Below are 12,745 nucleotides of genomic sequence, written 5' to 3'. Positions count from 1 at the left end.
CATATGCCTACCTTCGTCGCGTCAGGCCTCGGAGTCGTAGTCGCCCGCCCGGTGTTCGCTGATGAGTCGGTCGACCATCGCCGCCTTCCGGTCGCGCTCGCGTTCCCTCGCGCGCTCGCGCCAGTCCTCGACGACGGCCTCGACGTCCGTCTCGCGGGCGACGGCCAGTTCGTCGACCTCCTGCATGGCGACGTCGCCGGCGGGCCCCACCGGGACGTCGGCGTCGAAGAGGATTCGGTCTGCGACCTCCGAGAGGCCGCCCTCCTTGAGGACGACTCGCGGCTCGAAGTCGGCGAGCAACTCCGCGGTCGAGCGCCCGGCGCCGCTGGCGTCGCGCAGGTAGACGACGTCGTCCGCGGCGATCCCGTAGGCCTCGTCGGCCTCGCGGATCGCCTTCCGGGTGAACTTCTCGATCACCTTCACCGGCACCAGCCCCGCTTTCTTCTCCGAGACGTCCGCGAAGTTCGAGTGGTCGAGCTTCCAGAGCGTCTTCATGCGCTCGACTTTCTTTTCGAGGGCCTCGACCTCCTCGCGGGCGGCGTCGCGCTCGCGTTCGAGTCGGTCGGCCTTGCGTTCGAGGCGGGTGACCTCCCGCTCCTTGCGCACCTTCCGGCGCTCCTCGCGTCTGGTGACCGCGAGCTCCGCTTCGAGGTCCTCGATCGTCTCGTCGCGCTCTTCGAGGCGGTCTTCGAGCGTCGAGACGTGCGACTGGAGGCGCTCGACCTGCCGTTCGAGGTCCTTGATGCGCCGCTCCTCCTCGGTGAGTTCGCGGGGTTCGTGGTCGTCTTCCTCCTCGTCGGGTTCGCCGTCGTCGGTCAGGTCCGCGAGGACGGCCTCGACGCTCTCCTCGCCGGCGACGACCCGCGCGGTGACCTCGCCGCGGTCGATCCCCGGGGGGAGCTTGCGCGCGATGCGCTCGAACTGGTCCTCGTGGGCGTCGATGGCGTACAGCGCCGCGGCCAGGGCGTCGCGCTGGTGGTCGTCGTCGTAGGGGTACTCGCGGGTGCGGTGTTGCTTCTCGTCGATCGGCAGGTCCCGCGACGGCGTCCAGCCGGCGGCGTCGAAGCTCCGGCGGAACTTCTCGACGGTCTCGGGCATCGGCGTCACGTCCGCGGCGACGATCACCGGCCGGCCGCGCTCGACGATCCACTCGATCACGTCCGCGGCGTCGCTCGTGCGCGAACTCCAGACGTCGAGTACCTCGCCTTCGAGGCCGACGATGGCGACGGCCGTCGTCGTCCCGGGGTCGATCCCGACGACGACGTGGTCGCGCCGTTTCGCCAGCGGCCGGAACTCGATGCCGTCGCGGCGGACGCGCTCGATTTCGACGCGGACGTCGCCCGAACGCGACCGCGAGACGGGGAGATCGGACGGCCGCGCCTCGACCGTGAAGACGGCGTTGGCGTAGCCGCCGTAGGCCTCGCGGATCTCCATCTCGTAGTCGAGGTTCGCCTCGTCGAGGTCGGACTCCACCTCGCGGGCGCGGCGCTTGACCGCGCCGTGGATCCGGCGGGTGTAGCGGTCCTCGCTCCAGCCGCCCTTGCCGGTCGAACGGCCCCGCGAGACCTTCACCTCGGTCGTGTCGGTAAACGCCGACACCTCGTGGCCGACGTTATGCGCCGCCAGCCGCGCGGCCGCCTCGGCCTCGCGCATCGGCTCCTTGCCGTAGGGGATGCCGTGGCGCTTCGCGACCCGCGAGAGCGACTCCGGGCGCTCGGCGCCGGTCACCTGCACGAGCTTCGTCCCGTCGGGCAGCGAGCCCAGAAAGTGGATCAGCGCGTCCTTGTCGGGCGCCAACTCGTACATGTTGTCCGTCGCGACGATGGCCGGCTCCACGTCGCCGATCAGTCGCCGGAGCTTCCGCCGGGAGACGACGTCGCGTTCGAGTTCGTCGCCGTCGTAGACAACCAGCGCGTAGGAGGGCGAGTCGCCGCGCACGTCGCCGCTCTGGACGTCGACACCGAAGACGACCGCGTCGAGCGCACTCGTTCGCGTGCTCACGGGGGGCGTTAGGCAACCGGCGAATATAAAGCCACGGCGGGAGGGAACGGACGTCGTCCCGTCGTGAGCGTCCGCAGCCGCGACCCCGGGCCGGCGCGGGCCGACCGCGCCGGTCTGCCGCGGCCCGGGCCTATTAGGCCCCCGCCGCCCTCGGGACGGACGCATGGAGTACACGACACTCGGATCGACCGGGATGGACGTCAGCCGCATCTGTCTCGGCTGTATGAGCTTCGGCAGCGGTCGGGAGTGGATGCTCGACGACGCGGCGAGCCGCGAACTCATCGAGCGCGCGATCGACCTCGGGATCACCTTCTTCGATACCGCGAACGTCTACTCCGCGGGCGAGTCGGAGGAAATCCTCGGCGACGTCCTCGCCGACTACGACCGCGACGAGTTCGTCGTCGGCACGAAGGTCCGCTTCCCCGGCGCGACCGACCACCGTAACGCAAGCGGTCTCTCGCGGAAGACGATCGAGCAGGAACTCGACGCCAGCCTCGACCGACTGGGGATGGAGACGGTCGACCTCTACCAGATCCACCGCTGGGACTACGAGACGCCGATCGAGACGACGCTCTCGGCGCTCGACGACGCCGTCCGCCGCGGCAAGGTCCGCCACCTCGGCGCCTCCTCGATGTGGGCCCACCAGTTCCTCGAAGCCCGCCGGGTGAGCGAGCGCGAGGGACTCGCCCCGTTCGAGACGATGCAGAACCTCTATCACCTCGCCTACCGGGAGGAGGAACGCGAGATGTACCCCGTCTGCCAGCAGTACGACGTGGGGACGATCCCGTGGAGTCCGCTGGGCGCGGGCTACCTCGCGCGGCCCCACGAGGCGTTTCAGACGACGACGCGGGCCGACCACGAGGTCGAGAACGCCGGCGTCCCCTACCACGAGTTCCCCGCCAGCGAGGCGATCAACGAGCGCGTCGCCGAACTCGCCGACGAGTACGACGCGACGATGGCCCAGATCGCGCTGGCCTGGCACTTCCAGAACGACAACGTGACCGCGCCGATCGTCGGCACCTCCAGCGTCGAACACCTAGAGGAGGCCGTCGCGGCCCTCGACATCTCGCTGTCGAGTTCGGACGTGGAGTATCTGGAGGAACCCTACGAACCGGTGCCGGTGTACGGGCACGAGTAGGCTCTGTGCCCAACCCGGCGGACGCGCTGTTAGTTCCGATCACTCTGCCGTCGCTTCTATCCGATCGAGACTCTCCGGAAGACTCGTGACGGGGATTTTCACCTCACTCTGTTCTTCTTCAACTTCGATGAGTCCGTCCGCTTCGAGGTCCGATACATAGCGCTGAATCGTACCATCGTCGACATCGAGTTCCTCCTGAAAAAATTCGGTCGAGAGCCGTGACGATTCCGTTTGCCCCGATTCCGTCGCATACAATTGTCCGACGAGGTAGGCGAGCATTCGCTCTTTCCGAGGAAGGTCGTGGTATTCGTCCAGGAGAACGATCGATCCATCGGCAACAGAAATACGAACGATCTCGGAAACCCGATCAACGTGTTTCTCTAACGCCGCTTCCCGATCGGTATCCACTCCCCGGTACTCCTCGACATCGATGACTTTCTTCGTCTCAGGATGTGTGAGGTCGCTATCACCGGAGACGACTGGGGCGTCGAGTTCGTGACCGACCGCCGCTATCAGCGCGTCTGGTCCATCGAGAAACGGACCTGCCGGACCGATCTCGTCGGCGATTCGCCCCGCGGTGATCGCCGTTTGCTCGTCGACATCGTATATTTGCGCCCACGTTAGGTCGCTCCGCACTCCGTCAACGTCTCCATCCGGAAGATTTCCCGCACCGACGAGAACTTCCGTGAGCGCTGGAACGGGAATGATCCACTGCGTGTCGGAACCACCGCTTCGCTCGTAAAACTCGCGCGTCTCATCCCGGCCATCGAGATAGTCGATAAGAAACGACGCGTCCAGAACCTTCATACGATCTTTTCGCTTCGCTCTGCCATCCGCCGCTTGCGCTCTTTTTTGGCCCGTTCACGCATTTCACGTACGCTTTCGGAGTTCTCATCGGACCACCGTCCGAAGCCGTCGTGGAAATCGCCGGTCTCCTGTTCGTCGAGCACTCGTTCGAGAACGTCGTTGTAACTTTCCCCCTCTCGCTTCAGGCGTTCGAGTTCCCGTTTCACACGGCCGCTCACGCGGATCTGTTCGTTAGCCGTACCCATACGTTGACGTTCGCGTTGACACCACTTCGGCCTTTGGACCGACGTGATTCCGTCGAGTACCGTATCTGTCGATCTCACTCCTCGGCGTCCGGGTACGGAACCTCGACCTCGGTCCCGTCGTCGGGCAACAGTACCTCGCCGTCGAAGACCTCGCGGGCCTGTTTCTCGTGGTCCTCGGTGTGCCCGGCGTACCGCGAGGAGAGGTGGACGAGCGCCAGCCGATCCGCGTTCGCCCGGGTCGCGATCTCGGCGGCCTGTCGCGCGGTCGAGTGGGCGGTGTCGGCGGCGCGGTCGGCGCGGTCGTCGGCGAAGGTGGCGTCGTGGATCAGCAGGTCGGGGTCGTCGGCGACCTCGATCGTCGCCGCGGTGGGGCGGGTGTCGCCGGTGTAGACGACCGTGCGGCCGGGGCGGGGCTCGCCTACCACCTGCTCGGGGCGGACGACGGTGCCGTCGTCGAGTTCGACGGGGTCGCCCTCGTGGAGTTTCGAGAACTTGGGGCCCACCGGTACCCCCAGTTCCTCGGCGCGCTCGCGGTCGAACCGGCCCTTGCGCTCGTCCTCGACGAGGGCGTAGCCGACCGAGCGGGTGTCGTGGTCGGTCGCGAACGCGCGGACCTCGTACTCCTCGGCGCGGTAGGCGACGTCGCCGTCGCCGACCTCGGAGATCCGCACGGGAAACGAGGGTCGGTTGTCGAGGGCGTTCACGAACGACTTCAGCTGTCGGCGCGTGCCGTGGGGCGCGTGGATCGCCAGCGGCTCCTCGCGGTCGTTGAAGTCCATCGTCTGGAGGAGGCCGGGAATCCCGAGGACGTGGTCGCCGTGGAGGTGCGTGACGAACAGCTGTGAGATCGAGAAGCCGGTCCCGAAGCGCATCATCTGGCGCTGGGTTCCCTCGCCGGCGTCGAACAGCAGCTCCTCGCCCTCGCGGGCGACGAAGAGCCCGCTCGGGTTGCGCTCGACCGTCGGGATCGCCCCGCTCGTCCCCAGGAACGTCACGCGCAGTGGCATCGACAGTCGTTCGGTTCGCGGCGATTAAACCGGCTTCGAATCCGACCCGTTCGCACGATTCCGGAACGGACTCGACGTTTTACGTCGGTGCGAGTCGAACTACGCGACGATCGGACCCGACCGATGACCACCAGACTCGCCACGGCGAAGCGACTCGGCGCCGTCCTGATCGCGGTCGCGGTCGTCCTCGCGGCGGCGGCGATCGTCGGCCAGGCGCCCGAGATCTTCGGGGCCGAACCCGAGGAGCCGGAGGCCTCGATCGAGTTCGAGGACCAGACAGGGAACGGCACCGACGTGACGATCGACGCGGTAGAGACCTCCGACGGCGGCTTCGTCGTCATCACGGACGGGGCCGGCGAGACCGTCGCCGTCTCGGAGTACGTCGAGGCCGGCGACCACGAGAACGTCACCGTCGCGGCCGGCGCGGCCGACGAGGAAGGCGAGGCGGAGCTGTTCGGCCAGTTGACGGCGACCGTCCACCGTGACACCGACGGCAACGAGAGCTACGACTACGACGAGACCGACGGCGAGGCGGACGTCCCGTACCTCGAGGACGGCTACCCCGTCAGCGACACCGCGACGATCACGCGGGCCGACCGGTCGGGCGGGCCCGGCAACGACTCGTTCGTCGTCGAGTCGCTCGACGCCCCCGCGACGGCCGGGACGAACGAGACGATCGAGGTCGCCGCCGAGATCCGCAACCCGACCGACTTCGAGAACCGCCAGCGCGTCGAGTTCCGCCTCGACGGGGCGGTCCTCGAACGGCGGGTGCTCGACCTGTCGGCCGACGAGTCCCGCGAGGTGACCTTCGAGATCGACCTCGCGGGCGCCGAACCCGGCACCCACACCATCGGCGTCTACACGGCCGGCGACGGCGAACTCTCCGAGATCGACCTCGCGTACGAGGGGGAACCACGCGTCGCGGTCGTCGCGGCGAACGCGTCGAGCGTCACCGTCGATGCGGCCCTGCCCGAGGCGGGCTTCGTCGCCGTCGAGAACGACAGCGGCGAGACGATCGGGACCGGCGGCGAACTCGATCCGGGCGAACACGGCAACGTCACCGTCGGCTTCGACCGGGCGGTCGAGGAGAACGAGACCCTGACCGCGACCCTCCTCGCGGGCGACCCGACCGACCCCGAGGCGGCGACGCCGTTCGCGGTCGACGGCGACCCGGTCGAGGCGACGTTCACCGTGGGGGACGCGGGCACGGACGCCGACGCGGACGGCGCGGGCAACGAGAGCGCCTCGAACGAGTCCGACGCCGACGGCGCGTAGGGGCGGCGACAACCGACCGATTCTTACCCGCCCCGACCCTACCGGCGGCCGATGGACGCGCCGCTGTGGACCGAGACGTACGCTCCCGACCTCGACGAGTTGCCACAGGACGACGCCCGCGCGTACCTCCAGCGGGCCGTCGAGGAGCCCATCAACCTCGTGTTGCAGGGACCGCCCGGGAGCGGCAAGACGGCGGCGGCGCGCGCGCTGGCCCGCGAGGCCCACGACTCCGAGAACGACCTGATCGAGATCAACGTCGCGGACTTCTTCGGGCGGACGAAGACCGAGATCAAGAACGACCCCCGGTTCGAGCACTTCCTCGTCGGCCGGTCGCGGCTGTCGAAACGCGACATGATAAACCGCGTCCTCAAGGAGTCGGCGAGCTACGCGCCCGTCTCGGGCAGCTACAAGACGATCCTGCTCGACAACGCCGAGGACGTCCGCGAGGACTTCCAGCAGGCGCTGCGCCGGATCATGGAGCAACACCACCGGACGACGCAGTTTATCGTCGCGACGCGCCAGCCCTCGAAGCTCATTCCGCCGATCCGCTCGCGGTGTTTCCCGGTCTCGGTGCGAGCGCCGACGAGCGAGGAGACCGTCGCCGTCCTCGAACGCATCGTCGAGGCCGAGGGCGTCGAGTACGACGCCGACGGCCTCGAGTTCGTCGCCGGCTACGCCGACGGCGACCTCCGGCGGGCGATCCTCGCCGCGCAGACGACCGCGCTCGACGCCGGCGAGATCACGATGAGCGCGGCCTACGAGACGATCGGTTCGGTCGGTCTCGACGAGGAGGTCGAGTCGATGCTCGACGACGCCGAGGCCGGCGAGTTCACGGACGCCCGGAAGACCCTCGACGACCTGCTCGTCGACGAGGGACTGGACGGCGAGGAGGTGCTCGGGGCGATCCTGCAGGCCGCGCGCAAGCGCTACCAGGGCGACGACCTCGCGCGGATCCACCGGCTGGCCGCCGACGTCGAGTTCGAGATGCACGAGGGGACGAGCGACCGGGTCCACGTCTCGCACCTGCTTGCGGAACTCGGCCGGGACGCCTGAGCTCCGTTTCAGCTCACGTCGTGAAACCGTTCGAGCACGTCGTCGGGGACGGGATTGACGTACTCGAAGGGTTCGTCCGCGCACAGCCGTTCGAAGTCGCGATCGGTCGTCACCAGGGTGTCGACGTCGGCCGCCCGCGCGAGCGCGACGTAGAAGCAGTCGTAGACGTCGTGGTTCTTCTCGGCGCTGCACTCGTAGGCGTCGAGCACCGTCTCGTCGTCGATATCGACGAACTCGATCGGATACCGCAACAGCGAGGAAACGGCGTTTCGCGCCTCGTGCATCTCGAACCCGAGGTCTTCGAGAACCCACTGGATTCGCAACGGGAGGTAGCCGAACACCACCAGCGTGTCCGTACCCGTGAGTGCCGGGACCAGTTCGTCGGCGACGTATGGGTGGCCGGGGTGGTCGTCGACGAGCTGGATCGAAAGCGCGTTGAGGTCCGGGAGAACGCGTCTCGACGCCATTTCACCGCCCTCCGAACGTGGCGTCGCCCGCGTCGCGGAACGTTTCCTTGCCCCACTCGTCCCCTCGCGTGAGCGTCTCGAGTTCGGGAAGTTCCCGGACGAGTCGGATGTCGCCACCCTCCCGGACGACCCGGAACTCGGTCCCGCCTTCGAGGCTGAGGTCGTCGCGCAGCGCTTTCGGGATCGTCAACCGCCCTCGGTCGTTGAGCTCCGCGGTGCCGTACTCCTCGTCGGCGTCGGTTTCGCTCACGGAATCACCCTCGGTCGATCCGACGACTTCGGTCACCATAAATCGTGGTGACTGTCGAAATCGAACGCACGATTATCATGCTCCGGAACGAGGTACGCCCATGCCGACCGTTCTCGAAACTCGCATCCGAAACCGCTTTCGCGTCCAGCCGAACCACGCGAACAACAACGAAACGCTCCACGGGGGCACCCTGATGAAGTGGCTCGACGAGGTGGGCGCGATGTCCGCGATGCGCTTTGCCGGCGAGACCTGCGTCACCGCCCGGGTGAACGAACTCGACTTCGTCCGGCCGATCGGACTGGGCGACACCGCCCTCGTCGAGGCGTACGTCTACGACGCCGGCCGGACGAGCGTCCGCGTCGCCATCCGCGCGTGGCGCGAGGAGCCCCGGACCGGCGGGACCGAGGGGACGACCGAGTCGACGTTCACGTTCGTCGCGATCGACGAGGACGGGCGGCCGACGCCGGTCCCCGACCTGACCGTCGGGACGGGGGAGGGCGAACGGCTTCGCGAGCGGGCGCTCGCGGCCGAGGAGTGACGACTCCGACGCCCGCCTCTCACGCCGCGTCTTCGAGGACCAGCACGTACCGCGTCAGCGACCGGTGGACCCGCCGCTCGAACGCCGACTCGATCTCCCAGCCGGCCTCGCGCGCCTGCGCGGCCCACGAGCGGTCCGCGATCACGACCGCCCGCGGGGCCACGCGGCGGGCCTCCGAGAGCGCGCCCGCGACGAGGTCTTCGAGGCGGTGGGTCTCGATCTTCGACTGCCGGCCGTAGGGCGCGTCGAAGACGACGGCGTCGACGGCGTCGTCGCGCAGCGGGAGGCGGGTGGCGTCGCCGCGGCCGACGTGCCAGTCGCCGCGGGCGACGCCCGCGGGCGAGGATTCCGCGGAGTCGAGGTAGTGTGCGAGGTTCTCGCGCGCGCCGCGGGTCATCTTCCGCTGGGCGTCGGTGCCGAGCACGTCCGCGCCGACGAGGCCGGCCTCGACGAGGACGCCGCCGGTGCCACACATCGGGTCCAGAAGGGTCCGGCCGGGGCGCGCGCCGGCGACGTTGGCGACCGCGCGGGCCAGCAGCGGGTCCATGCTGCCGGGCTGGAAGAAGGGTTTGTCCGTCGGCGCCCGCGTCCCGAAGTCCCGGACGCTCTCGGCTTCGAGCCAGCCGAGCGCGCAGACCGAGACGGCCTCGCCGCGGGCCTCCCCGTCGGCGGAGTCGAGGGGGTCGTCCCCCGCGTCGAGTCGCCCCTCCGAGAACGCCGCGCGCAGGACGTGGTCGGGGTCGTCGAGGTCGACCGCGAAGCCGCGCTCGACGAGGACGCTCCCGAGCGCGCGCTCGGCCGCGGCCGTGCTGACGCCGGTCGAGCCGTGGACGTCGGTCGCCCGCACCGCGACGGTCCCCTCGCGGTCGATCGGCGCCGCCTCGAGCAGCGCGCGGGCGCTCTCGACGTCGGCGTCGGTCCGGCCGATCAGTTCGCTCGCGCGGTGGACGTACGCCAGCCCCCGGACCCGCTCGGGGACGACCGCGTCGGCGACGGCGAGCCCCGGCGCGATCCGGCGGACGCCGGTCGCGGCGCTTTCCGCCTCGCGGGCCGCGAACGCGTCGTCCTCGCCGCCGAGTTCGACCAGGTACACGCACGACCGTCGCCGGGGGGCGGCCATCAGCCTACCGCTTTCGCCGCTCGGGTGGTCCGACGGCACGCCGAACCGGTCGAACTACCGGACGTATCAGGTGGTGGCACCAACTTTTATAAACCTTAAATACGTCTTTTTAAGCGACTTATGACGGATCCGAAGGACACCATCAACATCGAAAACGTGGTGGCGTCGACCGGCATCGGGCAGGAACTCGACCTCCAGAGCGTCGCGATGGACCTCGAGGGGGCCGACTACGACCCCGAGCAGTTCCCCGGTCTCGTCTACCGCACCCAGAACCCCAAGTCCGCCGCGCTCATCTTCCGCTCGGGCAAGATCGTCTGCACCGGCGCCAAGAGCACCGACGACGTCCACGAGAGCCTGCGCATCGTCTTCGACAAACTGCGCGAACTCCAGATTCAGGTCAACGAGGACCCCGAAATCGTCGTCCAGAACATCGTCACCTCGGCCGACCTCGGCCGCAACCTCAACCTGAACGCCATCGCCATCGGCCTCGGTCTGGAGAACATCGAGTACGAACCCGAGCAGTTCCCCGGCCTCGTCTACCGCCTCGACGAACCCGAGGTCGTCGCGCTGCTGTTTGGCTCCGGCAAACTCGTCATCACCGGCGGGAAAAAGCCCGAGGACGCCGAACACGCCGTCGACAAGATCGTCTCGCGCCTCGAGGACCTCGGCCTGCTCGAGTAAGCGACGTCCGCGACCGGTTTCGCCACCCGTGAGCGTCGACGCCACCCGTCCGGCGGCCGCGACGGCCGCCGGAGCGCGCGTGATCCCGACCGGAGCGCCGCCGGCGGTCGCCGCGCCGGGCCCCGGCGGCCCGCTCGCGTACCTCGGCACGTTCGTCCTCGCGACGCTGTTCTACGCCGTCACGTTGCACGTCGCCGCCCGCTACGTCCTCGGTGCCGTCCCGTTCCGGCGGGCGCTGACGGTCGCGCCCGCGCCGGCGCTGTCGTCGATCCTGCTCGCGGGGTTCGGTCCGGCCGTCGTCGCTCCGGCGACGTTCGCCGTCGCCTACGTCGCCATCGTCGCCGTCTACGACCTGCGCTACCGGACGGCGCTCGTGGTCGCCGTCTGCTACTACGCCGTCGCGGTGATCGTCGGTCTGACGGTGCGCAGCCTCCTCGGACTGCTCGGGTAATTATCTATTAATCGGACGGTTCAACCGCCGGACGACTCCCTGTCCCGGCGGGCAACCGGTCGTCCGCCGTCGGCGAATATCCCGGCGAATTTCGCCCGTATTCCGCCGAATTTCGACGGTTCGAGCGTTCACGAACGATTTTTGAACGTCTGAATCGGCGTCGACCGACGCGAACGACCGGCGGCGTTTATCAGCATTCCCGGAACGTTCGTCTCTCATGACGCTCATCGGTGACCGACCGGCGGACCGTTCGGACCGATCCACGGCAGACGGCGAGACGGCCGGCGAGGCCCTCGATTCCCCGGGCGACGTCGTCGCCGTCCTCCGGCCGCGCCGCCGGCGGGAAGTGCTCCGGTGCGTGCTCGCGGCCGACGGCCCCGTCGCCGTCCAGACGCTGGTCCGGCGTCTCGCCGAGTCCGAGACCGATCCGACGCTGGAGACGACCCTCCTCCAGCAGTGCCAGCGCGTCTACGAGTCGCTGCGCCGGACCCACCTCCCGGTCCTCGACGAGTACGGCATCGTCGAGTACCACCCCGGTCGGGGGTTCGTCCTCCCGGCCGCGGGGCTGCTGGCGCTCGAACCGTTCTTCGACGACGCCGGACTGGGCCGCCCGGAGTGAGCCGTCAGTCGACCAGCCGCTCGATTTCGGTCACCAGAATGCCACTCGCCCCGAGCTTTTTCACCTCGGTGATCGTCTCGAAGACGTCCCGCTCGTCGACGACGGCGTGGACGGCCACCTTCTCCGCGCCGTCGTCGGAACGCGTCGCGTTCTGACTGCCCGGCGAGTCGCCCCGCTCACCGCCGCTGGCGATGTCCATGATCGTCGGCCCGCCGAGGCCGGGGATCACCTCACGGACGTCGTCGAGGCGGTCCACGGGGACGTTCATCATCAGGTAGCGCTTGCCCTCGGCCGCGAGAACCGACGAGAGCGCCGTCTGCACCTCGCGTACCTTCGGCTCGTCGGCGACGTCCTCGCGGGCGAACAGCCGCACCGAACTCTCGAGTACCTCCTCGACGACCGCCAGCCGGTTGACCGCGAGCGTCGTCCCCGTCGAGGTGATGTCGACGATGGCGTCGGCCATCTCGACGTGGGGGGTCAGTTCCGTCGCGCCGGTCACCTCGACGACGTCGGCGTCGACGCCGCGCTCGGCGACGAACTCGCGGGTGACGTTCGGGAACTCCGTGGCGACCGTCTTCCCTTCGAGGTCCGCGACGCGCTCGACGTCGCCGTCCTCGGGCGCCGCCAGCACCAGCCGACACCGGCCGAACTCGAGGTCGAGCAGTTCCGCGACGTCGACGCCGGCCTCGTGGACCTGATCGAGCCCGGTGATCCCGAGGTCGGCGGCGCCGTCGGCGACGTACTCGGGGATGTCCGCCGCGCGAACGAAGAGGACGGTGACCTCCGGGTCGACCGTCTCCGCGTACAGTTTGCGGTCGGCTCCGTTCTCGAGGTGCAGTCCCGCCCGCTCGAGGAGGTCGATCGTCGGCTCGTGCAGGCGGCCCTTGTTGGGGACGGCGATTCGCATACACCGCCAGTTGGGCGGCACGCGGGAACTGTCTTTTCATCGGGGCGAAAACCGGACGGGCGCCCGCTCGCGGCGCCCGCGCTCGTGCCCTCTCGCCGCCCGCCGCCTTCCGTTGCCAGGCGAACCCCGCCGTCGACCTTCGAGACCAAAGCTACGGGCGCGACAGTCTTCCGTCTCGACGCCGAA

14 protein-coding genes and 1 pseudogene are annotated in these 12,745 nt (G+C 68.9%); 7 read left to right on the top strand and 8 right to left on the bottom strand.

Annotation, left to right across the window (positions count from 1 at the left end):
- Positions 1-21: 21 nt before the first annotated feature.
- Positions 22-2,001, bottom strand: a complete 1,980-nt coding sequence (locus NKG98_RS12060; protein WP_254766167.1) for a DUF460 domain-containing protein — start codon at positions 1,999-2,001, stop codon at positions 22-24.
- A 163-nt stretch (positions 2,002-2,164) separates the two neighbouring features.
- On the opposite strand from NKG98_RS12060, the gene NKG98_RS12055 reads away from it, so the two are divergent.
- The gene (locus tag NKG98_RS12055; RefSeq protein WP_254766166.1) at positions 2,165-3,139 is read left to right on the top strand and encodes an aldo/keto reductase; all 975 of its coding nucleotides are present in this window, start codon (positions 2,165-2,167) and stop codon (positions 3,137-3,139) included.
- A gap of 411 nt (positions 3,140-3,550) precedes the next feature.
- Here NKG98_RS12055 and NKG98_RS19115 read toward each other — a convergent pair.
- The 3 genes and pseudogenes from NKG98_RS19115 to rnz all read right to left on the bottom strand — a co-directional run.
- A pseudogene (locus NKG98_RS19115) lies at positions 3,551-3,946 on the bottom strand (PIN domain-containing protein); the annotation flags it as partial.
- Positions 3,943-4,191: an antitoxin VapB family protein gene (locus NKG98_RS12045; protein WP_254766164.1), complete on the bottom strand. Its 249-nt coding sequence runs from the start codon at positions 4,189-4,191 to the stop codon at positions 3,943-3,945. The pseudogene NKG98_RS19115 and the gene NKG98_RS12045, both read right to left, overlap by 4 nt.
- 74 nt (positions 4,192-4,265) lie before the next feature.
- Positions 4,266-5,198 carry a ribonuclease Z gene (gene rnz / locus NKG98_RS12040; protein WP_254766163.1) on the bottom strand — a complete coding sequence of 311 codons (933 nt, stop codon included), beginning with the start codon at positions 5,196-5,198 and terminating at the stop codon, positions 4,266-4,268.
- A 123-nt stretch (positions 5,199-5,321) separates the two neighbouring features.
- On the opposite strand from rnz, the gene NKG98_RS12035 reads away from it, so the two are divergent.
- Together NKG98_RS12035 and NKG98_RS12030 are read left to right on the top strand one after the other, a co-directional pair.
- A complete protein-coding gene (locus NKG98_RS12035) occupies positions 5,322-6,473 on the top strand; it encodes a DUF7282 domain-containing protein (protein WP_254766162.1) in 1,152 nt (383 codons plus the stop codon).
- 51 nt (positions 6,474-6,524) lie between these two features.
- Complete coding sequence (locus NKG98_RS12030) at positions 6,525-7,526, top strand: AAA family ATPase (protein WP_254766161.1); 1,002 nt, start codon at positions 6,525-6,527, stop codon at positions 7,524-7,526.
- Between the two features lie 8 nt (positions 7,527-7,534).
- Here NKG98_RS12030 and NKG98_RS12025 read toward each other — a convergent pair whose 3' ends face one another.
- Together NKG98_RS12025 and NKG98_RS12020 are read right to left on the bottom strand one after the other, a co-directional pair.
- The gene (locus tag NKG98_RS12025) at positions 7,535-7,993 is read right to left on the bottom strand and encodes a type II toxin-antitoxin system VapC family toxin (RefSeq protein ID WP_254766160.1); all 459 of its coding nucleotides are present in this window, start codon (positions 7,991-7,993) and stop codon (positions 7,535-7,537) included.
- Position 7,994: 1 nt separating this feature from the next.
- Positions 7,995-8,243, bottom strand: a complete 249-nt coding sequence (locus NKG98_RS12020; protein WP_254766159.1) for an AbrB/MazE/SpoVT family DNA-binding domain-containing protein — start codon at positions 8,241-8,243, stop codon at positions 7,995-7,997.
- A gap of 100 nt (positions 8,244-8,343) precedes the next feature.
- On the opposite strand from NKG98_RS12020, the gene NKG98_RS12015 reads away from it, so the two are divergent.
- Entirely contained in the window at positions 8,344-8,781 is a 438-nt protein-coding gene (locus NKG98_RS12015) for an acyl-CoA thioesterase (protein ID WP_254766158.1), read from the top strand.
- Positions 8,782-8,800: 19 nt separating this feature from the next.
- On the opposite strand, the gene NKG98_RS12010 is transcribed toward NKG98_RS12015, so the two are convergent.
- Complete coding sequence (locus NKG98_RS12010; protein WP_254766157.1) at positions 8,801-9,874, bottom strand: methyltransferase domain-containing protein; 1,074 nt, start codon at positions 9,872-9,874, stop codon at positions 8,801-8,803.
- Between the two features lie 147 nt (positions 9,875-10,021).
- Here NKG98_RS12010 and NKG98_RS12005 point away from each other — a divergent pair, with 147 nt between their 5' ends.
- The 3 genes from NKG98_RS12005 (at position 10,022) to NKG98_RS11995 (ending at position 11,652) form a co-directional block, all read left to right on the top strand.
- The gene (locus tag NKG98_RS12005) at positions 10,022-10,582 is read left to right on the top strand and encodes a TATA-box-binding protein (RefSeq protein ID WP_006671604.1); all 561 of its coding nucleotides are present in this window, start codon (positions 10,022-10,024) and stop codon (positions 10,580-10,582) included.
- Between the two features lie 28 nt (positions 10,583-10,610).
- Positions 10,611-11,033 (top strand): DUF7473 family protein, encoded by a 423-nt coding sequence (locus NKG98_RS12000; protein ID WP_254766156.1) that lies wholly within the window; start codon positions 10,611-10,613, stop codon positions 11,031-11,033.
- A gap of 217 nt (positions 11,034-11,250) precedes the next feature.
- Positions 11,251-11,652, top strand: a complete 402-nt coding sequence (locus NKG98_RS11995; protein ID WP_254766155.1) for a DUF7344 domain-containing protein — start codon at positions 11,251-11,253, stop codon at positions 11,650-11,652.
- A 4-nt stretch (positions 11,653-11,656) separates the two neighbouring features.
- On the opposite strand, the gene hisG is transcribed toward NKG98_RS11995, so the two are convergent.
- Entirely contained in the window at positions 11,657-12,559 is a 903-nt protein-coding gene (hisG, locus tag NKG98_RS11990; protein WP_254766154.1) for an ATP phosphoribosyltransferase, read from the bottom strand.
- Positions 12,560-12,745: the final 186 nt, after the last annotated feature.

The sequence above is a fragment of the Salinilacihabitans rarus genome, assembly GCF_024296665.1.
Classification (GTDB): domain Archaea; phylum Halobacteriota; class Halobacteria; order Halobacteriales; family Natrialbaceae; genus Salinilacihabitans; species Salinilacihabitans rarus.
The sequence above is the reverse complement of the archived record's forward strand: the minus strand, read 5'-3'. Positions and strand labels throughout refer to the sequence as shown.